This window comes from Changpingibacter yushuensis, assembly GCF_014041995.1.
GTDB lineage: Bacteria > Actinomycetota > Actinomycetes > Actinomycetales > Actinomycetaceae > Changpingibacter > Changpingibacter yushuensis.
The window spans coordinates 1-22,542 of sequence record NZ_CP059492.1 but is presented as its reverse complement, the minus strand read 5'-3'; the positions used below and the strand labels follow the sequence as shown (position 1 = coordinate 22,542).

At 56.3% G+C, this 22,542-nt stretch carries 17 protein-coding genes and 2 tRNA genes; 1 reads left to right on the top strand and 18 read right to left on the bottom strand.

Annotated elements, in window-relative coordinates:
- Positions 1–128: 128 nt before the first annotated feature.
- From H2O17_RS00090 to H2O17_RS00055, 8 genes are all read right to left on the bottom strand, one after another.
- On the bottom strand, positions 129–2,150 hold the full coding sequence (locus H2O17_RS00090) for an ABC transporter ATP-binding protein (protein ID WP_182049793.1): 2,022 nt from the start codon (positions 2,148–2,150) through the stop codon (positions 129–131).
- Positions 2,147–3,898, bottom strand: coding sequence for an ABC transporter ATP-binding protein (locus H2O17_RS00085; RefSeq protein ID WP_182049792.1), 1,752 nt, complete (start codon positions 3,896–3,898; stop codon positions 2,147–2,149). The genes H2O17_RS00090 and H2O17_RS00085 overlap by 4 nt, the downstream gene beginning before the upstream one ends.
- Positions 3,899–4,036: 138 nt before the next feature.
- The gene (locus tag H2O17_RS11580; RefSeq protein WP_281363088.1) at positions 4,037–4,303 is read right to left on the bottom strand and encodes a metal-sensitive transcriptional regulator; all 267 of its coding nucleotides are present in this window, start codon (positions 4,301–4,303) and stop codon (positions 4,037–4,039) included.
- A gap of 320 nt (positions 4,304–4,623) precedes the next feature.
- On the bottom strand, positions 4,624–6,876 hold the full coding sequence (locus H2O17_RS00075; protein ID WP_182049791.1) for a heavy metal translocating P-type ATPase: 2,253 nt from the start codon (positions 6,874–6,876) through the stop codon (positions 4,624–4,626).
- Between the two features lie 52 nt (positions 6,877–6,928).
- Positions 6,929–7,114: a hypothetical protein gene (locus H2O17_RS00070; protein WP_182049790.1), complete on the bottom strand. Its 186-nt coding sequence runs from the start codon at positions 7,112–7,114 to the stop codon at positions 6,929–6,931.
- Entirely contained in the window at positions 7,114–7,323 is a 210-nt protein-coding gene (locus H2O17_RS00065) for a heavy-metal-associated domain-containing protein (protein ID WP_182049789.1), read from the bottom strand. The genes H2O17_RS00070 and H2O17_RS00065 overlap by 1 nt, the downstream gene beginning before the upstream one ends.
- Positions 7,324–7,417: 94 nt before the next feature.
- A complete protein-coding gene (locus H2O17_RS00060; protein WP_246311259.1) occupies positions 7,418–8,371 on the bottom strand; it encodes an HAD family hydrolase in 954 nt (317 codons plus the stop codon).
- Positions 8,364–9,329: an NYN domain-containing protein gene (locus H2O17_RS00055; RefSeq protein WP_182049788.1), complete on the bottom strand. Its 966-nt coding sequence runs from the start codon at positions 9,327–9,329 to the stop codon at positions 8,364–8,366. Before H2O17_RS00055 ends, H2O17_RS00060 begins: the two co-directional genes overlap by 8 nt.
- Before the next feature lie 141 nt (positions 9,330–9,470).
- On the opposite strand from H2O17_RS00055, the gene H2O17_RS00050 reads away from it, so the two are divergent.
- A complete protein-coding gene (locus tag H2O17_RS00050; RefSeq protein WP_182049787.1) occupies positions 9,471–10,814 on the top strand; it encodes a C1 family peptidase in 1,344 nt (447 codons plus the stop codon).
- Between the two features lie 131 nt (positions 10,815–10,945).
- Here H2O17_RS00050 and H2O17_RS00045 read toward each other — a convergent pair.
- From H2O17_RS00045 to dnaA, 10 genes are all read right to left on the bottom strand, one after another.
- A tRNA-Ala gene (locus H2O17_RS00045) sits at positions 10,946–11,018 on the bottom strand.
- 40 nt (positions 11,019–11,058) lie between these two features.
- Positions 11,059–11,178 (bottom strand): DLW-39 family protein, encoded by a 120-nt coding sequence (locus H2O17_RS11450; protein WP_220456777.1) that lies wholly within the window; start codon positions 11,176–11,178, stop codon positions 11,059–11,061.
- 23 nt (positions 11,179–11,201) lie between these two features.
- Positions 11,202–11,275 (bottom strand) — tRNA-Ile (locus H2O17_RS00040).
- Between the two features lie 119 nt (positions 11,276–11,394).
- Positions 11,395–12,048, bottom strand: a complete 654-nt coding sequence (locus H2O17_RS11575) for a DUF3566 domain-containing protein (protein ID WP_246311257.1) — start codon at positions 12,046–12,048, stop codon at positions 11,395–11,397.
- Between the two features lie 15 nt (positions 12,049–12,063).
- Positions 12,064–14,664, bottom strand: coding sequence for a DNA gyrase subunit A (gene gyrA, locus H2O17_RS00030; RefSeq protein WP_182050856.1), 2,601 nt, complete (start codon positions 14,662–14,664; stop codon positions 12,064–12,066).
- 96 nt (positions 14,665–14,760) lie between these two features.
- The gene (gene gyrB / locus H2O17_RS00025) at positions 14,761–16,806 is read right to left on the bottom strand and encodes a DNA topoisomerase (ATP-hydrolyzing) subunit B (RefSeq protein ID WP_182050855.1); all 2,046 of its coding nucleotides are present in this window, start codon (positions 16,804–16,806) and stop codon (positions 14,761–14,763) included.
- Between the two features lie 368 nt (positions 16,807–17,174).
- Complete coding sequence (locus H2O17_RS00020) at positions 17,175–17,783, bottom strand: DciA family protein (protein ID WP_182049786.1); 609 nt, start codon at positions 17,781–17,783, stop codon at positions 17,175–17,177.
- Positions 17,764–19,008, bottom strand: coding sequence for a DNA replication/repair protein RecF (recF, locus tag H2O17_RS00015; RefSeq protein WP_182049785.1), 1,245 nt, complete (start codon positions 19,006–19,008; stop codon positions 17,764–17,766). Before recF ends, H2O17_RS00020 begins: the two co-directional genes overlap by 20 nt.
- Before the next feature lie 14 nt (positions 19,009–19,022).
- Complete coding sequence (gene dnaN / locus H2O17_RS00010; protein WP_223149192.1) at positions 19,023–20,195, bottom strand: DNA polymerase III subunit beta; 1,173 nt, start codon at positions 20,193–20,195, stop codon at positions 19,023–19,025.
- Between the two features lie 490 nt (positions 20,196–20,685).
- Entirely contained in the window at positions 20,686–22,341 is a 1,656-nt protein-coding gene (gene dnaA, locus H2O17_RS00005; protein WP_182049784.1) for a chromosomal replication initiator protein DnaA, read from the bottom strand.
- Between the last annotated feature and the right edge of the window lie 201 nt (positions 22,342–22,542).

Sequence of the window (22,542 nt, the reverse complement as noted above, 5' to 3'; positions counted from 1 at the left end):
TTTCCGCAGGTGGTGCCAGTCATCACCGCGTCAGGCTGAGGTCACTTCGGTGGGCCGGGCACAGTTCACGCCGGTGGGCTGGGCACAGTTCATGCCGGTGGGCCGGGGGTGGCACTCACTCCCTAGTACTACTCCTCGGACACCCCGGAGAACTGTGACATGTAGAGCCGATAGTAGGCACCCTCAGCTTCGATGAGTTCGCGGTGATTCCCTTGTTCCACGATCGCGCCCTTCTCCATCACGAGGATGGTGTGCGCATCGCGAATAGTGGAGAGACGATGCGCAATAACGAATGACGTGCGATTGAGGCGCAGCGCCGCCATGGCCTTCTGCACAAGCAACTCAGTTCTGGTATCTACCGAAGAAGTAGCCTCATCAAGGATGAGAAGCGCGGGATCGGCCACGAAGGCACGCGCAATTGTGATCAGCTGGCGTTCACCAGCCGAAATGTTCTCACCATTTTCTTCAACAACCGTCTGGTATCCGAGCGGCAAAGAACGTACGAACCGATCTACGTACGTGGCTTTTGCTGCGCCGACGACGTCGTCGTCGGTCGCGTCCAGACGTCCGTACCGAATGTTCTCCATAATCGTGCCCTTGAAAAGCACGGCATCTTGAAGAACCATGCCCACTTGGCCGCGTACGGTGCCACGAGCTAGGCGGTGGATGTCTACGCCGTCCAAGCGAATCGCTCCGCCGTCTATCTCATAGAAGCGCATGATGAGGTTGACGAGGGTTGTCTTGCCTGCGCCTGTGGGCCCGACGATCGCGATCGTGTGGCCCGGTTCGGCACTCATAGAGAGCCCGTCAATCAGAGGCTCATCAGGCGAATATGAGAAGGAGACATCGTCGAACTCGATTGTTCCGCGCACAGGCTGAACCAGTTCGGCAGGATCAGCAGGATCAGGTTCTTCCTCTGGGGAATCAAGGAGCTCGAAGATCCGTTCGGCCGAAGCCACGCCGGAGATCATCATGTTCGCCATCGAAGCAACCTCGCCCAAGGGTTGGTTGAACTCCCGCGAATACTGAATGAATGCCGTGACGGCACCCAACGTCATCTGGCCGGAAGCCACACGCAACGCACCTACCACAGCGATTCCCACGTATCCGAGGTAGCTCACCCATTGCATGATGGGCATGATCATTCCGGAGAAGAACTGCGCCCGGAATGACGCATCGTAGAGGGCTTCATTGCGCTCATCGAACCGTTCCGCCATGGCAGCTTGCCGCCCGAACACCGTGACGATCTCATGGCCCGTAAACGATTCCTCAATGTGCCCATTCAAACGCCCTGTATCGCGCCACTGCGCTGCAAACAAAGTCTGAGATCGTGAGCCGACCACCGCCACCACTATTGCGGAAAGCGGCAGCGCGACCAAAGCAATCAGAGCGAGTTGCCATGAGAGGTAGAACATCATTGCTGTAATACCGATGATGGTCAGCACGCAGTAGATGAGGCTAGTGAAGGCCTGCTGGAGGGCGGCCTGAACGTTGTCCACGTCATTCGTGGTGCGGGAGAGGATGTCACCACGCTGGGCGTTGTCAAAATGTGAGAGCGGAAGGCGGTTGATCTTCTCCTCGATGTCGCGGCGCAACCTGTAGACGATGCGCATCACCACGTCATTGAGCAGGCGGCCCTGCAACCACATCAGGAGTTGGGCGATCACATACATCCCCAACACGATGAGGATGAGCCTACCCAAATGGCCAAAGTCCACGCCTTGGCCAGGCACGAAGTCCATGGCTGAAAGCATGTCAGCAATCCGAGTCTGCCCCGACTGGCGCGCCTGCTCTATAACCTGATCGCGCGTCAGCGTATCGGGCATGCGGGAAGCCATTGCGCCAGCAAAAATGACGTTCATGGCATCGCCGAGGACGTTTGGAGCCCAGACGTTGAATACAACTGCCACCACGATCATGGCGAGCACACCCGTCATCGGCAGGCGTTCCGTGTTGAACAGCGAAAGGAGCCGGATTGCCGAGGGCCAGAAGGCCTTTGCCTTGCGCGGCGGGCCGCTCTCGCCCCACGATCCGCCGCCGGCATGTTCTTGAAGCTCGCTGATTTCTTCTTCACTCAACGTGGCGTTGTTGGACGACGTCTCGAGTTCCACCTTCTTGTGGCGGTGGTTCGTGCCTTTTCGGGACCTCATGCCGCCTCCTGCGCACTGAGTTGTGAAGCAACGATCTCTTGATACGTGGGTGAACTTGTGAGGAGTTCGGTATGCGTGCCGCGAGCGACAATCTTGCCTTCCTCCAAAACGAGGATCTGATCGGCATTGGTAATCGTGGAAATGCGCTGGGCAACGATCACCACTGTTGCTCCACCCGTGAAGTGGGGCAATGCGGCGCGTAGTTTGGAATCGGTGGTCAAGTCCAACGCGGAGAAAGAATCATCGAATAGGTAGATGGGTGGGCGCCCAATGAGTGCTCTGGCTATGCTCAGGCGCTGGCGTTGCCCTCCCGAGACGTTGGTACCACCTTGGGAAATGGTTGAATGCAAGCCTTCACCGGTAGCACTTCCTGCCCCGCGTTCACGCACGAACTCCGCAGCTTGGGCGGTCTCAAGTGCCTCCCACATACTGCGTTCGTCTGCGTCTGGGGAACCGAACCTGAGGTTTGCGGCCACGGTACCCGAAAACAGGTATGGCTTCTGCGGAACGAATCCCACGAGCTTCGTGAGGGTCTGGCGCGAAAGCTTGGTCACGGGTACGCCGTCGATAAGCACGTGCCCCGACGTCGCGTCGTAGAGCCGTGGAATCAGATTGAGCAAACTGGACTTGCCTGAACCTGTGGAACCGATAATCGCTGTGGTGGATCCTGCGGGAACCGTGAAGGAAATGCCGTCAAGTACCGGCTGCTCCGCACCAGGGTATGCGAAGGTGACATCGCGGAACTCCAGCTTGCCGTGAGGATGAGCAATGTGTACTGGGTTTTGGGGTTCGGCCATGGAGGGCTCCACATCCAAAACCTCAGTGATCCGCCGGGCACACACCACGGCACGCGGAAACATCATGAACATGAAGGTCCCCATCATGACCGCCACCAGAATCTGGAGGAGGTACTGCATGAAGGCCGTCAGAGCACCGATCTCCACAACATTGGCGTCCACTCTGTGACCTCCAAACCACAACACTGCGGAGGTGGCCAGATGCAAGATCATCGTTATCGCTGGTCCCATGATGACGAACAGGCGGCCGATTCTCACTGAGGTTTCTGTGAGCACAGCGTTTGCATCGTTGAAACGCTCCCTCTCATACGGTTCACGTACGAATGCGCGCACCACGCGCACACCCATGATCTGCTCCCGCATCACGGCGTTGATGTCGTCAATGTTGCTCTGCATGATTTGGAACAGGGGAACCAGTTGACGAACCAAAAGGCCAACAATCACAAGCAATACGGGAACAGAAACCCACACCAGCCACGAAAGGCCAGCATCCTCGCGCACAGCCATGATTATTCCGCCGATTGACATGATGGGAACCATCACCATGAAGGTAAGCGCCATGAGCAGGACCATCTGAACCTGTTGCACGTCGTTTGTGCCGCGCGTGATGAGGGTGGGGGCGCCGAAAGCTCCGATATCTTGGACTGAGAAGGAATTTACCCGGCGATAGACCGCTGCGCGCAGGTCACGCCCCAACCCCATCGCGGCCTTCGCAGCAAACCACACTGCAGCTATAGCGGTGATTACTTGAACGAATGCCACCCCCAGCATCACGCCACCAATGCGCCAGATGAGGTTCGTGTCACCTTGGGCGATGCCTTCGTCGATAATTCGAGCATTGAGGCTTGGCAGATAAAGGGTAGCGATCGTAGCGATCAACTGGAGGACAATCACTGCCCAGATCCGCCCCAGATGAGGCCGGCTATACGATCGGATTATTTTCCACAGCATGCGATTCCTCAGCGCTCCTCGAAATACAACGTGGGGCACCCGAATGCTCCTGCTACACAGCTGCAGTCAGTTACATCCACAACAGGGCGCGCGGCCCATCGTACACGAGTACAATTTGCTTCCCAATAGCCCTGTGGATCAGCGAACCATCCGCTTGATGGCGTCGCTCGCTTCCTTCATCTTGGCGTCCGCTTCATCACCACCAGCCTTGGCGGCATCCAGCACACAGTGCTTGAGGTGGTCATCCAGCAGCCCCAAACCCACCGCTTCGAGAGCCTTGGTCATGGCGCTGATCTGCGTGAGGATGTCGATGCAGTATTTTTCATCCTCAATCATCTTGGTGATGCCGCGGGCTTGCCCCTCAATGCGACGCATGCGCTTGAGAAAGGCATCCTTCTCTTTGATGTAGCCATGGTGGTGGGTGGCGCACGATTCGCATTCTTCGCCTGCCGTCTGGCTGGAAAGGTCATGTGGTTGAGCCGAATCGGCCACAGAATCGTGGGAATCTCCCGCAACACCAGCACTCTGGCGATCCTCACCGGCAGATTCTTGATCCATTCCTGCCGATCGGATGGTCAATGTGGGCGCAGCCGTAGAGATCGATTCCGGAATGTTCATTGTCATTTTCACTCATCTCCCTCATGCAGCACGTAGCCACATATCTTCATCACACTGTAGATGGTAGGACCGGAACAGCATTCGAGTCCCACCATCTACACGTTGCTTCAGTTCTTTGAGCGGACCACGCTCGAGAACCCGCGTAGCCGCAGGCTGTTGCCCACCACGAACACGCTGGAGAAGCCCATGGCTGCTCCAGCGAGCATCGGGTTGAGCATACCCAGAGCCGCAATCGGAATCGCAGCCGTGTTGTAGGCGAATGCCCAGAACAAATTCGACTTAATAGTCTTGAGCGTGCTGCGTGAGAGCCGAATTGCGTCCACCGCGCTGCGCAGATCCCCACGTACCAACGTGATATCGGAGGCTTCGATCGCAACGTCAGTACCGGTTCCCATCGCCAGGCCCAAATCGGCTTGGGCGAGTGCCGGGGCATCGTTGACGCCGTCGCCAATCATGGCCACCACGTTGCCCTTGCTTTGAAGGCGCTTCACCACATCAACCTTGTCGCTTGGAAGTACTTCGGCGACGACGTCGTCGATCCCAACCTCGCGAGCGATCTCAGCAGCTACAGCCTTGTTGTCTCCGGTCAGCAGAACCGGGCGTAAACCGAGTGCCTTGAGCTGCTTGATGGCATCGGCGCTGGTGGGCTTAACGACGTCAGCAACCACAAGGATGCCACGGGCCTGACCGTCCCAGCCGACGCAGACCACCGTCTTTCCTTCACGTTCAGCCTCAGCCTTGGCCGTGGCTAGCTCCGGGCTGAGTTCCTCAGCCCATTCAGCGAGCAGGGTCTCACGCCCCACAACTACGGCGTGCCCGTCCACAACACCTTGGACGCCTTTGCCTTCAACGTTCCTAAAATCTTCAGGTGTGGCCAGCATTCCGACTTCTTGAACAGCTGCTTTGGCGATCGATTGAGCGATGGGATGCTCTGAAGCGTCTTCAACTGCGCCTGCAAGGCGCAGCACGTCAGATCGTTCCACACCAGGCTCAGTGAGGACATCCATGAGCGTCATCTTGCCAGCGGTTACGGTGCCCGTCTTGTCCAAAACCACGGTATCCACCTTGCGCGTGGATTCGAGAATTTCTGGTCCCTTGATGAGCACACCCATCTGGGCTCCTCGCCCGGTTCCCACGAGTAGGGCGGTGGGCGTGGCTAGGCCAAGCGCACACGGGCACGCAATAACCAGAACGGAAACGGCGGCAGTGAAGGCTGCGGTGACGGGGAAACCCGCACCCAACCAAGCACCGAGCGTTGCCACCGCAATTGCGATAACAATTGGAACGAAGACTCCGGAGATACGATCCGCCAGCCTCTGGACCGGGGCTTTGCCCGTCTGTGCATCCTCAACCAACTGGGCCATCTGAGCTAACTGGGTATCGGCACCCACCCGCGTTGCACGCACCACTAGCCGGCCTCCGGCGTTGACCGTTGCGCCCGTCACTTGATCCTGTGGCCCAACTTCCACTGGCACAGATTCACCAGTGAGCATCGATTCGTCAACCGCAGAACTTCCTTCGACTACGACGCCGTCGGTCGCGATCTTTCCGCCAGGACGCACAACAAATCGGTCACCCACTCGAAGGTCGTCAATCGGAATGAGAACCTCGGTAGCACCGCGTAACACCGCGACGTCCTTGGCACCCATCTCCAACAGTGCCCGCAGTGCGGCACCGGCTCGACGCTTGGACCTCTTCTCGAAGTAGCGGCCAGCCAAAATGAAGGTTGTGACACCTGAGGCTGCTTCGAGGTAGATGTTCGAAGCGCCGTCGCTGGGAGCCACAGTGAGCTCGAAAGCGTGGGTCATGCCTGCCATACCGGCGGTCCCAAAGAACAGTGCATACAACGACCAAGCGAACGCAGCGATCGTACCCATCGAAATGAGCGTGTCCATGGTGGCCGCGCCATGCTTGAGATTGATCCATGCGGACCTGTGGAACGGGAAGGCGCCCCACACCACCACCGGCGCGGCCAAGGTTAGCGAGGCCCACTGCCAATAGGTGAACTGAAGTGCCGGAATCATCGCCATCGCGATAACCGGAACCGTCAGGATAATGGAAATGATGAGCCGCTGGCGAAGCGCATCGAGTTCGGGGTCTGCTTCGCTACCATCAGCTTGAGGTTCCACCTGCTGCTTCTTGGGAAGGGTGGCAGAGTAACCTGCATTCTCAACTTCGGTAATGAGGAGAAGTGGATCGTAGCCATCTGGAACAATGACCTTGGCCTTCTCCGTGGCGTAGTTAACCGAGGCCTCAACGCCGTCGAGTTTGTTGAGCTTGCGCTCCACTCGATTTGCGCAGGAAGCACACGTCATCCCACCAATGTCTAGCTCGATGCTTGTGCTCGCAGTTGTGCTCATTGCCTTCTCGCTCTCACTTGACGCCACGGGCCAGCGTGGCGTTCAGGAATCCTCAGTGACTGGTGCTGGTCATGTCCGTAGTCGGCTCCGGCGTTGTGGAACTGTGCTCGCTGACGCTTTGGTCTTGCCAGTTCTCTACAACGCTGCTCGGGATGACGGCCCCGGCAATACCGAAGGCCGCCCCGAACACGACCGCCAGACCCGCCACGTAAGCGGCGAGTTTAGTGGAGGCCTTCATCAGGCCCGCACCGCCGAGTACCCAGCTTCTTCAACTGCGGCAAGGATCTTGGCATCGTCAATTGCGCTGCCTGCGGTTACCTTGAGGTCGCCTGTCTTGGCACTGACTTCGATGGCCTCAATGCCAGGAATCTCGCCGACTTCTTCACGAACTGACATCTCGCAATGTCCGCACGTCATACCAGTCACCTTGTACTGCTGCACTGCCATGGTTACTCCTCAACCAGTTAGTGCCCTGCGTGTGCGGGGCACGGTGTGGGCGCATCATCGCCCGGAACCCCTCAGAGTATACCCCTACGGGGTATCAGTATCCAGTGAGAAGTCCGAGCTGGTCGAAGGCGTGATAGAGCCCATCTTCTGTCACATCGGAGGTGACGTAATCTGCAGCAGCCTTGACTTCATCAGAGCTATTGCCCATCGCCACTCCAATCTGGCAATACGTAAACATCGGAATGTCCACGGCGCCGTCACCAACGGCAATGGTGTGGGACCTATCGAATCCCACATGTGCAAGGAGAACATCAATGGCGTGCGCCTTGTCTATACCCTGCACCCCTAGGTCGCCAAAGAGGGCCAGCGAATCACGGCCACCCCACGTTCCAGCCTTGAGGTTCGGGAATGCGGCCTTGGCATCAAGGAAGTCCTCGTACTGGCTCAAGACAAAACTGATCTTGTTGACGTCGTCGCGATAGAGGCCTGCGTGATAGATCATCTCGGGGAACACCATCTCTGCAGTCCAGGTATTGGCGTCCGGATTACCCTTGCCCGCAGCGTAGGCGTGGATGGCCGGAAGTGCGGCCACCTCAAATCCGTCACTCGCAAACAGCCCGGAGTTCGCCTCCAGATAGAACGCGAGCCCGCGCTCAAGAAGCCAATCCACCACGGCCGTGCATTCGGTCAAGGACAGGCTCTGATGGGCAACCACTTCACCAGCATGCTCGACATACGAGCCATTTCCGCCGATCATCCCGTCAATCCCGATGTCCCACAGTTCTTGGTACATTTCGGCCTTGGAGCGGCCCGTGGTGAGGAAAACTAGATGACCCAACTCCCGGGCGCGCCGGATTGCCGCCACCGCAGAATCTGGCAGGTTATTGGAGTAGTCCACAACCGTGCCATCCACATCAAGAAAGATAACGTGGGGTTCCATCTTGTCTGGCTCAGACACTGCTAGGGCTGCCGGCACGGCCACTTGGTCTGCCATCCTTCCCGGATCCAACCCTTCGGTGAGCTCTACATCCTGCGGGTTCTCAAGCACCAAGTGCCTCCTCGGCCTTCTTCCAGAATTGAATCCGCAACTCCACTCGAGCTTCATCACTGAGGTTGTAGTCGCTCATAACATCTGCCAAATCCACCAATAAGGCTCGGTCAAGGTCGCTTGGGATAGTGGGGCGGCCACGGAGCAGATCGTTGCGCTGTATCTCTGTGGCCGAACTCGACCAAGCATCAAAGGTTCGGCCCACCACGCCGGTGATCGCTTGGCTCAACTCCTCGGTCACGCCTTCATACTCCGGTGCCACATACGAGGCATGCTCGCCGCCACTGCTGTAGACAACTGTGGACGGCACGGCTGGTTTGGCCGTAGTTGCGGAGCGCCGGACATCTGCAGGCGTCACTTGCTTGCGCATGACCTGCGGCGTCACGCGGCTGGCAGAGGTGGGTGGCGCACTCACTACTGGCGCCACCGATCTGTCGATGATCTCGGAGGGCAGAATCTCAATACCGTCAGCAGCCATGCTGACGTTTCGACTCACACCGTGCGGCCCACCCTGGGCTGTAGGCACGGCGAGAATAATCACCTGGACGCCTTGCGCCTGCGCTTCCTCGACTGCTTCAGTAAGGTCGTCGTCGCCTGAAAGAAGGTAGATGACGTCCACAGCACGATTACGCGAATGACCTACCATGTCCAAGCCGATTCGGAGATCAACCCCCTTCTGGCCACCCTCCACATCGATCCGCCCAAGCCGAAGCTTCACCTTGGGTAGGCGTGCAACCTTCTCCTGTTCGTAGTCTGGAAGGCCGTTCTTGCCGGCGTCGTACCAATACACCCGAAGAAGTGGTAACCCGGTACGCTCTTCGACGAGCCGGGTGAGATCGGCTACAAACGACTCGTAGTTCACCGAAACTAGGCGGCGCAGCGAAGAACCAGTGCGCCGCGTTGCTGCTGCCGCAATGAAATAGCCAGCATCAACAAAAACCGCGGATTGTGAACGCATTGCGAGTCTCCGAACTGTGGGTGTGCCGAAATGGCCTTCTCCAACCACTCAACCTTAGTTCTTCCCCGCGAGGAACCCCACGGTTTTGGTGGATTACCGCAGACTATAGTGGCGAGTGCACCAATTCCAGGAGAAAGCTACATGAGTACAACCATTTCGCCCATCTCACCCGATTTCAGCGCCCACCACGCAGAACAGTTCCGCGCCGATGTGGTCGGCAAGATTGTCCAGAATGCCGTCAGCGCCCAGGGCGCCGATGCCGTCAGCCTTGACCGGGATGTCATCAACCGCCTCGATGATTCCACCTCGGAAAGGTTGGATGCGTGGCCGGTGACTAACCAGAAGCACTCCGGGCGCTGCTGGGAGTTCGCTGGGCTGAACGTGCTTCGCGCCCGCATGATCAAGGAACTGAACGTTGAGGATTTCGCATTCTCGCAGAACTTCGTGGCTTTTCACGACAAGCTTGAGAAGGCCAACCACATCCTCGTGCGTGCGATTGAGACAGCGGATCAGCCACTAGAGGACGAGGACGTACGCGATGTCCTTCAACCAATCGGCGACGGTGGCTACTGGACTCAGTTCCTCGACCTCATCAAGAAGTACGGGATTGTTCCTCAGTGGGCCATGCCTGATACCGAATCGGCTGGCAACACAGACCAAATGAACCGCGCGCTCTCCACAGTTCTGCGCCGCGCCATCGGTTCAATTCGCTCCACAAAGAACGTGGATTCCACGGATGTGCCCGACGACGTCGCCGCAAAGCAAGATGAGATTCGCCTTGCTACTATGGCCGACATCTGGCGAATCCTCGCGATTCACTTGGGCACGCCACCCACCGAATTCTCATGGCAATACCGTGACAAGGATAAGGCGTTCCACACTGAAGGCACGATGACTCCGCTGGAGTTCGCACACAAGTACGTGCCTGCCAACATCTATGACTACGTTGCCCTTACGCATGATCCCCGCGAGGAGCATCCAGTTGGACACCGGTACGTTATCGATCACACCCCGTTCATGGAGGGTGGCACGCCGTACACGCACGTGACTGCAGCTATCGATGACCTCAAGTCCACCGCAATCGAGACAATTCGGAGCGGAGAGCCCGTGTGGTTCAGCTGCGATGTAAGCCAACAGTTCGATCGCCAAAGCGGTATCTGGGATGCCCAGTTGCACAATTACGAGGCGCTCTACGGCGTTGGGATGAGCATTGCTAAGGCTGACCGCCTGCGCCTGCACGAATCGTCAGCCACTCACGCCATGGCTTTGGTGGGTGTTGACCTTGTTGACGGGCAGCCCAAGCGTTGGCGTGTGGAGAATTCATGGGGCGACGAGGTGGGAACCAAAGGGTTCTTCACCATGGATGATTCTTGGTTCGAAGAATATGTCTTCCAAGTGATCGTGGCACCCGAACGCCTCACCGAGGCACAACGCCAGGCAAACACGGAAGAACCCATCGTTTTGCCACACTGGGACGTTTTCTAAAGGCTCGGCTCCGCGTAACCGAGGGATTCCGACGAAGCACTACGTCTGGCACCCAGAAGACTCAAAGGTCTGGGTGCCAGACACACGGAAACACCCGGCACCATCGAAGTGGTGCCGGGTGTTCTCTCTTGTGGAGACTAGGGGGCTCGAACCCCTGACCCCCGCCTTGCAAAGGCGATGCTCTACCAGCTGAGCTAAGTCCCCATGTTCAATTATCAGCCACTAGAAGTGGCCATCCAAACGCTTACGCGATTGGATCAGTGACCTTGTGCCAGATTGCCCGATCCTGTGAGTTCTTCTGAACCTCAAGAATCACCGCGTAACCTGTAACAACCGCAATCACGGCGAGTAAGAACTTCTTCATGTTGTCCTCCTCTGTGTCACTCGTGGGCCTAGATGGACTCGAACCATCGACCTCATCCTTATCAGGGATGCGCTCTAACCAACTGAGCTATAGGCCCGAAGCCACCCTTATGGGTGCCGAATTAGATTACAACAACGCGCTCACCAATGTCCAAACAGAACAGGCCATGGCGATATGTATCACTTTCCGGCGGGCAGCCTGCTTCAGATGTATGAATCACTCATCTGTAACAGTAATTCTCATACCTCCCACGAGTGCCGCAATGAGGTTGTAGATCAGAGCCCCAACAGCAGAGAGTGCGGTCAGCAAGACCACGTCCATGATCGCTACGATCACCGCGAAGCTCATCCACCTCCCGAACTCTAGGTACTGGATGAGTTGAAGCAGCTGCTCGGATCCCAGGGTGGTCATCAAGGTGTTGATCTGTGAGAACACATGCATGCTATCCAGAACAAACCAGATGAGCGCCATCGCCACAACAGTCATGACGCCAACGGCGACGGAAACGAGAAAGCCGAGCTTGAGGGCAGAGAACGGATCGACCTTCGAGATAGTCATATGGATCCGCCGAATGCCAACTGCACGCTTGGGAGCGGGCCTTGCCACCTTAGGCGCTGCCTCTGGCCGGGCACCTGTTGGTGCCTGCGTGCCACCCATAGCAAATGGATCAGCACCCAGCCCGGCCTCAGCTTCTAGTGTTGGCGAACCGCTCGCTCTATTGAAGCTCTCCTGAGTACCAAAGGACTGTGTGGTTGAAGCAGTTTGCCCCATACCCTCCTCAGCCATCCGTTCCACCGCAGATCGCCGCATCGGAGCCGCGGCACCTGTAACAGCGGGTTGCTCCGCTTGTCTGCGCTCGTTATCGCTCATAACTTCTCCGTGCACTCAGTCGAGGTCGCCCTCGGTGGACTCTTCAGCTTCTACTACGTCAGAGGCTACCGCCTCTTTCTCTTCGTTTCCTGATGTCTCAGTGTGTCCTGCCGCATCAGTTGGCATTTCACTCTGGTCAGAAGTGCCCTCATCTGTGCCATGCTCTTCGATTTCTTCTTCGAGCTCGGCTTCAGCATTACGCGCAATTCCAATGATCCGGTCATCATCATCAGGACGGGTGAAGGTCACACCCTGAGTTGTGCGGCCCGTCAGCGAAACCTCATCCACGGAGGAACGCATAACCTTGCCTGACTCCATGATCACAAGAACCTCTTCACCCGAATGCGTGATGAGCGCACCTACGAGGTCACCGCGAGCCTCAGTCAGCTTCGCAACCTTGATGCCAAGGCCCGAACGCCCCTGAACACGGTATTCGCTTTCTAGGGTTCGCTTAGCGAATCCGCCCTCGGTCACAATGAAGACCTCGGAACCCTCGTGGACCACGTCCATCGTGAGCAATGAATCCCCTTGGCGGAACTTCATGCCACGCACACCGGAAGCTGATCGTCCCATCGGACGCAACGTTTCGTCGTCGGCTGTGAATCGCAGCGATTGCCCCTTGCGGGAGACGAGCAGAATATCGTCACCCTCATCCACCAAGCACGCAGCCACGACCTGGTCCATAGTGCCATCGCCATGCTCCCGAAGCTTGATGGCGATGAGTCCCGCTGCCCGGGAAGAATCGTATTCCGCCAAACGCGTCTTCTTGACCAACCCGTCGGCCGTTGCGAGTACTAAGTACGTGGCCTGGGTGTAATTCTTGAGCGTGATGACCGATGCGATCTTCTCATCTGGTTGGAATGCAAGTACGTTTGCAACGTGCTGCCCACGGGCGTCGCGCCCTCCTTCGGGGAGCTCATAACCCTTGATTCGGTATATCCGTCCGAAGTTTGTGAAGAGCAGTTGCCAATCGTGGGTTGAGGAAACACCAAAATGTTCGACGACGTCGTCGCCTCGCAACTGTGCGCCCTTGATTCCCTTGCCTCCACGATGCTGGGCCCGGTACTCACTGACCTTGGTGCGCTTTACAAAGCCGCCTCGCGTGATGGTTACAACCACGTCTTCTTCAGGGATGAGATCCTCAACTGACATCTCTCCATCGAACGGAAGAATCGTTGTGCGGCGTTCGTCGCCGTACTTGTCTACGATCTGCTGGAGTTCTTCAGAAATGATTGTGCGCTGACGATCTTCGCGGGCCAAGATGTCGCGGTAGTCGGTCACGAGGATCATCTTGTCGTTGTATTCGTCGATGATCTTCTGACGTTCGAGTGCGGCCAAGCGGCGCAGCTGCATCTCAAGAATTGCGTTCGCCTGATCCGCATCGATTTCGAGCATCGCGATGAGGCCGTTGCGGGCCTCATCCACTGTTGGGGAGCGGCGAATCAACGCAATTACTTCGTCCAACACATCGAGCGCCTTGAGGTAGCCCTCCAAGATGTGGAGTCGCTTGAGTGCCTCGTTGAGGCGATATTGGGTGCGCCTGCGAATAACATCAATCTGGTGTGTTACCCAATGGCGCACAAAACCATCTAGCGAAAGTGTGCGTGGAACGCCATCCACCAGTGCCAGCATGTTGGCTGGGAAGTTGTTCTGGAGTTGGGTGTGCTTGTAGAGGTTGTTGAGCACAACCTTGGCAACGGCATCCTTCTTCAGAACGACGACGATGCGTTGCCCTGCACGCCCCGAGGTTTCGTCACGGATATCAGCGATGCCTGGAAGACGGCCATCCTTGATACCTTCGACCATCTTGTCGAGGAGGCGATCTGGATTGACCTGATATGGAAGATCAGTGATAACCAAGCACTGACGATTGTGGATCTCATCCACTTCCACCACTGCCCGCTGGGTAATAGAACCGTGCCCGGTGCGATACATGTCTTCAATGCCACGAGTTCCAAGAATGGTGGCACCTGTTGGGAAATCTGGGCCCTTGACGCGCCGCATCAACTCTCCCAGCAGTTCCTCCTTGCTGGCCTCTGGATGCTGCAAGTACCACTGCACGCCTTCGTTGACCTCGCGAAGGTTGTGGGGCGGGATGCGGGTGGCCATACCAACTGCGATGCCCTCTGAACCATTCACCAAAAGGTTGGGGAACCGTGCCGTGAGAACCATGGGTTCTTGGAGGGAACCATCGTAGTTGGGCTCGAAATCGACCGTACCCTCTTTGATGTCACGCACCATCTCCATTGCCAGAGGTGCCATCTTTGCCTCGGTATACCGAGGAGCTGCAGCTCCCAGATCACCAGGAGTACCGAAGTTGCCCTGACCAGCAACCAGCGGATAACGCAGAGCCCATGGCTGTACCAAGCGCACTAGCGTGTCATAAATGGCTGCATCACCGTGTGGATGGTAGTGGCCCATGACATCGCCAACGATTTTGGCTGCCTTGGAGAAAGAGTTGTCTGGCCGGTATCCGCCGTCGTACATCGCGTACAAAACACGGCGGTGTACCGGCTTCATACCGTCACGTACATCCGGAAGAGCACGGCCCACAATGACGGACATCGCGTAGTCGAGGTAGGACTTCTCCATCTCGCGCTGGAGGTCCACATCCATAATGGCGCCGTGGTGGTATGTACCGCCTTCGGCTGGACGGTTGTGTTCTGGGTTCAGATCGTCAATATCGTCGTTCACGAAAATTCAGCCTTGTGTTTAGATGTCGAGGAAGCGGACGTCGTGCGCATTGCGCTGGATGAAGCTGCGGCGGGATTCCACATCTTCACCCATCAGGATGGAGAAGGTTTCATCTGTTGCGGCGGCCTCACCGATGGTGACCTGCTTGAGGGTTCTGTGTTCGGGATCCATGGTTGTCTCCCACAGTTCCTCGGCATTCATTTCGCCAAGTCCCTTGTAGCGCTGGATACGCTGACTCTCATCCTTAGGCAGGCGCCACCCCTTTTCCTTGCCTTCCACAAGTTTGACGTCACGTTCCTTATCTGAGAACACATAGTCATGAGGGGCATTGGTCCACTTGATGCGATACAGCGGTGGCATGGCGAGGTAAACATGGCCGTTCTCGACGAGCGGGCGCATGTAACGATAGACCAGTGTGAGAAGGAGGGTCGCGATGTGCGAACCATCCACATCGGCATCGGCCATAAACACAATCTTGTGATAGCGCAGCTTAGACAGGTCGAAGTCGTCGGCAATGTTGGTGCCGAAAGCTGTGATGAGTCCTTGGATGGTATCGGAGCCCAACGCACGGTCCAAGCGGGCCTTTTCCACGTTGAGGATCTTGCCACGAATGGGCATGATTGCCTGATGCTCTGGATCACGACCGTTCACCGCAGAGCCACCTGCTGAATCACCCTCAACGATGAAGATTTCACATTCTTCGGGGTGACGCGAGGTGCAATCCTTGAGCTTTCCGGGCATGGAAGCCGATTCCAGAACAGACTTGCGGCGGGTCGCTTCGCGAGCCTTCCGGGCGGCGGCGCGGGCAGCATATGCCTGGGTAGCCTTCCGGATAATCTCCCGTGCCTCACTGGGGTGAATATCCAGCCAATCCGTGAGGTTGGCGTAGACCTGCTGCTGCACAAAGGTGCGCGCTTCAGTGTTGCCAAGCTTGGTTTTGGTCTGACCCTCAAACTGAGGATTGCCAAGCTTGACCGAAATGATGGCGGTCAGGCCTTCGCGAATGTCATCACCAGAAAGGTTTGGGTCTTTGTCCTTCAGCAAGTTCTTATCGCGTGCGTACTTGTTGATGACCGAGGTCAATGCTGCGCGGAAACCCTCTTCGTGTGTGCCGCCCTCAGTGGTGTTGATCGTGTTTGCGAAGGTATTGACGGATTCGGAGTAAGCCGAGGTCCATTGCATTGCGACTTCACACTGGATCTTCTTCTCGGTATCTTCAGCCTCGAAGTAGATGACGTCCGGATGAACAACTTCAACCTTCTTGGTTGAGTTGAGGTACTTCACGTAGTCCAGCAGACCACCCGAGTACATGTAAGAGACCTCGCGGTGACCAGGCTTAGCATCATCGGCTTCGCCGGCGGCATCACCTGTGACTTCGTCACCTTCTGCGACTGCTGACGCACGTTCATCGAGCAGCGTGATTCGTAGGTCCTTATTGAGGAAGGACATCTGGTGGAAACGCTTGCGCAGCGTCTCAAAATCGTAGTCCGTGGTTTCAAAGATCTCTGGGTTTGCCCAGAATGTCTGAGTAGTCCCGACTTCTTCCGTCTTCTCACCGCGTTCGAGCGGGGCAACCGGCACGCCGTTCTCAAATGCAATGCGCCAGACGTATCCATCACGCCGAATTTCGGTCTCCATCCGGTAAGACAGGGCGTTCACAACAGAAACACCCACTCCGTGAAGGCCACCAGACACGGCGTATCCACCCTGTCCAAACTTTCCACCCGCGTGGAGGATAGTCATAACTACCTCAACGGCCGGGCGGTGCTCAGTAGGATGCTCATCAACAGGAATGCCACGGCCGTTGTCTACCACCCGGACGCCACCGTTCTCAAGGATGGTTACCTCAATGTGGTCGCAGTATCCGGCGAGGGCTTCATCAACCGCGTTGTCCACTACTTCATAGACAAGGTGATGCAGGCCGCGCTCACCGGTGGAACCGATATACATACCCGGGCGCTTCCGAACCGCCTCGAGGCCTTCAAGAACAGTAATGTTTGAGGCATCGTATGATTGATCTCTGGAAACCTCGCCAACATGGTGGGCTTCAGACACGGTTGCCATTTCACTGGCTTCCACTTCTGAGATCGGTGAATCCGGTACGTTCGAAACGTCTTCAGACACGCTCGAGCTTCTCCTTCACAATGGACGATGAGGTTTTGCCAGAATGGCTCTCAGTTCGTTTAGGCACCCATTTAGTAGGGACCTACACACAAAGCTGCAAAATCCATTCTAGCGTATCTACGGCGTCAGTTAGAGCGACCCTCCCCACCAAAACGCCATTACCACACCAAACATGGAGATTTGAAAGCCTTGCGCAGGCATCGGCCGCCATTTCCGTTCCAGAGTTCATCACCGAACCCGTGGAAAACCACCATCTGAATCAGCAGTCTGGATCGCCAGAGTTGGGCGGCTAGTCCGCGATTTCCCAGCTAATCGTATGTATCCCGTGGCCCTCTCCCCGGAACCGAAAGCCTGCCATGCTTCCAAGACGGTCGGTTTGGGCCAATCACCATGATCTTCTTGACGATTCCTTCGCCCACTTCTTCCACAACTCGTGCCTCAAGAGTTGCAAGAAGTGCGTTGATCTGTGCTTCCCACGAGGTCGACGACGTACGTAACGTCAAGACGCCGTCGTCGTCAAAAGACTCAACAACACAATGCTTGGCAATGGTTGGCCCCACAATCTCCGGCCATCTCGCGAGCACAGCTGCCACTTTGAGCTGAGTTCCCCATCCTTTGTCGCGGATCGTGCGCTCAAGAAGATCACTAATCGGATGCGGGTCGCGCCGGGACGGCCGTGGACCCGAACCGACGTCTCCCCAGCCAGGGCCGGGCGAAACTGGTTCATCACCAATTCCTTCTTCGCCCTGTCCCTGTTCAAGCTCGCGGGCCATCTGACCAGCGCTGGGGCGGCGAGTCCTGGTCTCACCACGCGAGAACGCGGCTTCTCGCGCGCGGTCGAGTATTCGCAGCGCCAGAACGTCACCGTTCATTTGTGCTGCTGCTAGCCGAGCGGCCTCAACTTTGCTGTTGTTCATCGTGGACCTCATTCACAGTCCCATCGTGAACCAAAAACCGTTGCCCGACAAGGCCTTCCGGCAAATCATCGCCCACAGCGGCAGTCACAAATACTTGGCCAGCGTCGGCCACGATCTCGGCTAGACGCGAACGGCGTTGAGAGTCGAGTTCGGCGAAGACGTCGTCGAGGATAAGGATCGGTTCGCCATCCTCGGACCACTCACCCGAAACATCTTCGCGGAGGAACTGCCACGCCCCCAGCCGTAGCGCCAACGCATAACTCCATGATTCACCGTGGGACGCAAATCCCTTTGCCGGAAGTGTTCCCAGAGAAAGCACCAACTCATCACGATGCGGTCCGACGAGGTTCACACCGCGATCAATCTCTTGATCGCGGCGCTGTTCCATAGCTTCGAGCAGCATCTTCTCAACAGCGCCGGCGTCCGCCAACTTCGCTTCTTGTTGATCAACCTCCGCAGCTCTTGACTTCCCTAACTCGGGATCTTGGATCTGAAGCGGCGAAGGCAGCTCAAACAATCCGCGCAACGCGTTAGCTTTGTAATCAATCCGCGCTTCGCCTCTACCACCCGAAACCAAGCGATAATAGTCCACAACATGTGGGCGGAGCCCGGTAACTATCTGGGATCTCGCTGCAGTGATCTGCGAACCGAGCTTTGCGAGCTGGGCATCCCAGACATCAATCGCTTCATGGTTAACACTGCGTCCGCGCCGGCGAGCAGCACTCGCAGCCTTCAAAACTGCGGCACGCTGCCGGGCAACCTTGTCGTATTCAGCTGAAACGCCCGCGAGGCGAGGCCTGATCTGGACCATGACGTCGTCGAGAAAACGGCGCCTTGCACCCGGATCGGCGCGCACCAACTCCAAATCCTCAGGAGCAAAAGTCACAGCACGAATGTTCCCCAGTATTTCTGGAGGACGAACCTGCCCCCGATTAACCCGAGCCCGGTTGGCATGACCAGCGTAGATCTCAACTTCAACCGTTGTTGGGTGATCTCCGTGCATCACACGGGCACGCACCACCGCAGCTGTGGATCCCTGCCGAATCAAAGCTGCGTCGGAAGAAACCCTGTGAGATGAAAGCGTTGCGAGATAACCGATAGCTTCAACAATGTTGGTCTTACCTTGACCATTCTCACCGACGAAAGTGGTAATGCCTGGTCGCAGAGAAAGAAGTACCTGCTCGTAAGATCGAAAGTCTGACAGTGCCAGATCAGTCAGATACACGCCTCACGGCCTTGTCAGTTTCCGTAGATGCGGATCGGCATCTGCAACAGTCGGAAATCCTCAAGATCATCACCGTCGATCTCATCCTGAGCCGTCATGACGGCAGGCTTCGTGGAATGTGTGAACGAAACTCGGATGAACGGCGAAGAGACAGAACTCAACCCTTCCTGAAGGAAGGTTGGATTGAAGGCCATCGTGATGTCCTCACCGTTGAGGTAAGCCTCGAGTGCTTCACTTGTCTGAGCATTGTCACCTTGCCCGGCCTCGAGAATCACCTGCCCTTCGCTAAAGGAGAGCCTCACTGCTGAGTTCTTCTCAACCACGAGGCGCGCACGCTTGAGCGCATCGAGGAGGTCTTGACGGCGAACCACTGCAAAACCACTCATCTCGGGTGGGAAGAGGCCGCGTACTTGCGGATAATCGCCATCGATAAGACGTGCAACATTCTGACGACCAGCTGCAGAGAAACCGATGAGGCCCGCCCGGCCCGAGTTATCTATAGATACTTCAACGTTGCCAACAGATCCGAGTGCTTTCGCAATGTCGGAGAGGCGCGAGGCACGAACTAGGATGCGCGCTGAAACAGTTGGATCTGTTGGTTGCCAGGTCAGATCACGCACTGCTAAGCGGTAGCGATCAGTGGCCATGAGAGAGATCTTCGAACCTTCGATCTCAATGCAAACAGAGACGAGCAGAGGCAGAGTGTCATCATTCGATGCCGCCGTGACAACCTGTGACACCGCTTCTTGCCATGTGGCGCCGTCGACTTGGCCAGTCACCGCTGGCATCTCAGGAGATTCCGGATAATCCTCGAGCGGCATTGACTGCATTGCAATATGCGAGGACGCACAGACTATCTCAAGCTTTGAGCCTGAAGTCTCCATGTCGATTGCCCGATTAGGTAGAGCTTTGGCGAAGTCAGACAGAAGGCGACCATGAACCAGAATCTCACCAGGTTCGTCCACATCGGCTTCGATGAGTGCGTATGAAGAGATGTCTGGATCATACGAGCTGAGAGCGATGGTTCCCTCACGTGAGGCCTCAATCTTGATCCCAGCTAGCACCGGCAGCGATGGACGCGACGGAATTGTGCGGGCAACCCACGAAACAGCATCAGTAAACACATCATGCTCAACTCGAAGCTTCACAGCTGAACCTTCCTTCCGGATTTCAAAATCTTCATGCATCTAGATTCAACGGTCGAAACGTGAGCTCCTTAAGGAAACTACAACTTCGGCCCAGATGAACTGATAGCCCAGCACTACCTTACGCGAGACAGCCACACTTCTTGTGATTCGAAAGCGAACTCGACGCGATGGGTTGGGGTTGTGCAGTCCAAGACCGTGGTTGTTCTCATTTCTTGTAATTACTGGTGGTAGTAGTAGGCCTTGTGGATCCTGTGGATAGCTGTTCGAATCGTTGGAAACACTTGCCATTGTAGTGTGCAAACTGGTTGTGGTTGGGGTGTGGAAAAAGGTTGGGGATTGTGGATGAAACTTTTTCACAGGTGGATAGTCCACATATGGACCTCGTTGATCCTCAGAATTCTGTGGCTTGCGAACACGATGTTCACAGAAGCTGTGGATTTCACGGTTTTGGCTTCTTTTCAGGCAAAAAGGGTGCCCACCGGAGGAATCCGATGGGCACGAGAAGACAAAGGCGATGAGCGTTGACTATCTACTGCCGAATGCGGCTGGTCAGTTCGGATACTTGGTTGTAGGTGGTTTGCTTCTCGGCCATTTGCTTGTCGATCTTGCGATAGGCATGCATCACGGTGGTGTGGTCACGGCCGCCAAAGATCTCGCCAATTTTAGGTAGTGAAAGATCTGTCATCTCACGGCACAAGTACATTGCAATCTGGCGTGCGGTCACGAGTCCTCGGGAGCGATCTGCCGATGTCAGATCGTCAATGGAGATCTGGAAGTAGTTGGCCGTCTGACCCATGATGAGACTCGCGGTGATCTCTACGGATTCCGGGTTGGAGATGAGGTCCTTGAGCACCATCTCGGAGAGAGTGAGATCAACGGGCTGGTTTGAGAGGTCCGAAAAGGCAGTGACGCGCCTGAGAGCTCCCTCCATCTCACGGATGTTGGTGGTCATGTTTGTCGCAATGAACTCCTGGACATCGCGTGGTACTTGGATACCATCGGCACTTGCTTTCTTGTCCAAGATGGCGATTCGCGTCTCGAGATTTGGTTTATCAATGCTGGCCGTCACGCCGGAGTTGAATCGAGAGAGCATTCGCTCTTCAAAACCATTGAGAAGATTTGGGGCGACGTCGGACGTGATGACGATTTGCTTGTTGGCGTTTGTCAGGGCGTTGAACGTATGGAAGAACTCCTCCACGGTGGTGTTACGCCCACCAATGAACTGGATGTCATCAATAAGGAGGATGTCTACAGTGCGGAACTGGTCCTTGAACTCAGCTTGGCGGCCATCACGCACGGAGTTGATAAAGGCATTCGTGAATTCCTCGGCACTGACATAGCGGACCTTGATGCGAGGGTACAAACTCAAGGCATAGTTGCCAATGGCGTGCATGAGGTGGGTCTTGCCCATCCCCGAATCCGAATAGAGAAAGAGGGGGTTGTACGTGGTACCAGGAGATTCTGATACGGCCAACGACGTCGCCGTCGCAAATCTATTGGAATCACCGATAACGAAGTTGTCGAATGTGTAGCGAGGATTGAGCCGCGCCTGAACACTCAGAGCGGTGGTATCAGCCATTTGATAGCGAGGATAGCGATCCATGTCCCGCGATGAATGGTGATCGTCATTTCGCCTCGGATCTACAAAGGTATCGCGGTACTCGGATTGAATCTCCCGATAATCAGAGGGCAGCTCACGGAAATCATGGTTTGCGCGCGATGGAGTGGCTGGTTCGGCATACTCTGTTGGCTGACTGTAGGCAGTTGCCTGTGCAGCGGGTGTACTCGCGTAGTGAGGGGAAGGTTCCGCAGGGATGTGAGTTGGTGACGCAAACTGACCAAGTGGGGATGAATCAACTGGCTGGGCATCGCTTGGTGTCTGACCAGCAACACCAGCAGAGGTTGGTGGCTGCATCTCGTTGATACTCGGATCCACCGAGATCATGAGGCGAACATCGCGGGCCAAGATGTCAGAGAGCTTGCTGGTCATCTCTTCAGCTACGTGTTCATCAATCCACGACTTTACGAAGTCGGAGCCCACAGCAATCATGAAAACTTCGTCGACTGTGGCTAGTGGATGTGCCATCCGCACGAACGCAACTTGCGAGTTAGACAAAGAACCTTCGGCCCGCAATAGTTCCGTTGCTGCAGACCAAGCATCCCGAGCTGGGTTGCTGTCGTTCATGAAGTCTCCTTGCAAAAGGTGTCAGCGCCACCGATGGGAACATCGAGATCGCGGTCGTCGAGGCAATACTAGGGGAGTCTAGTCCACAACGCACCCGGTTTATCCACAGGAATCTCCACAGGTGTGGAAATTACATCTTTGTTATTCTTTTTGGGTTTTGCGGCCTCACAAAGAAAAGTCTGTCCCCAGAAGAAATCCACA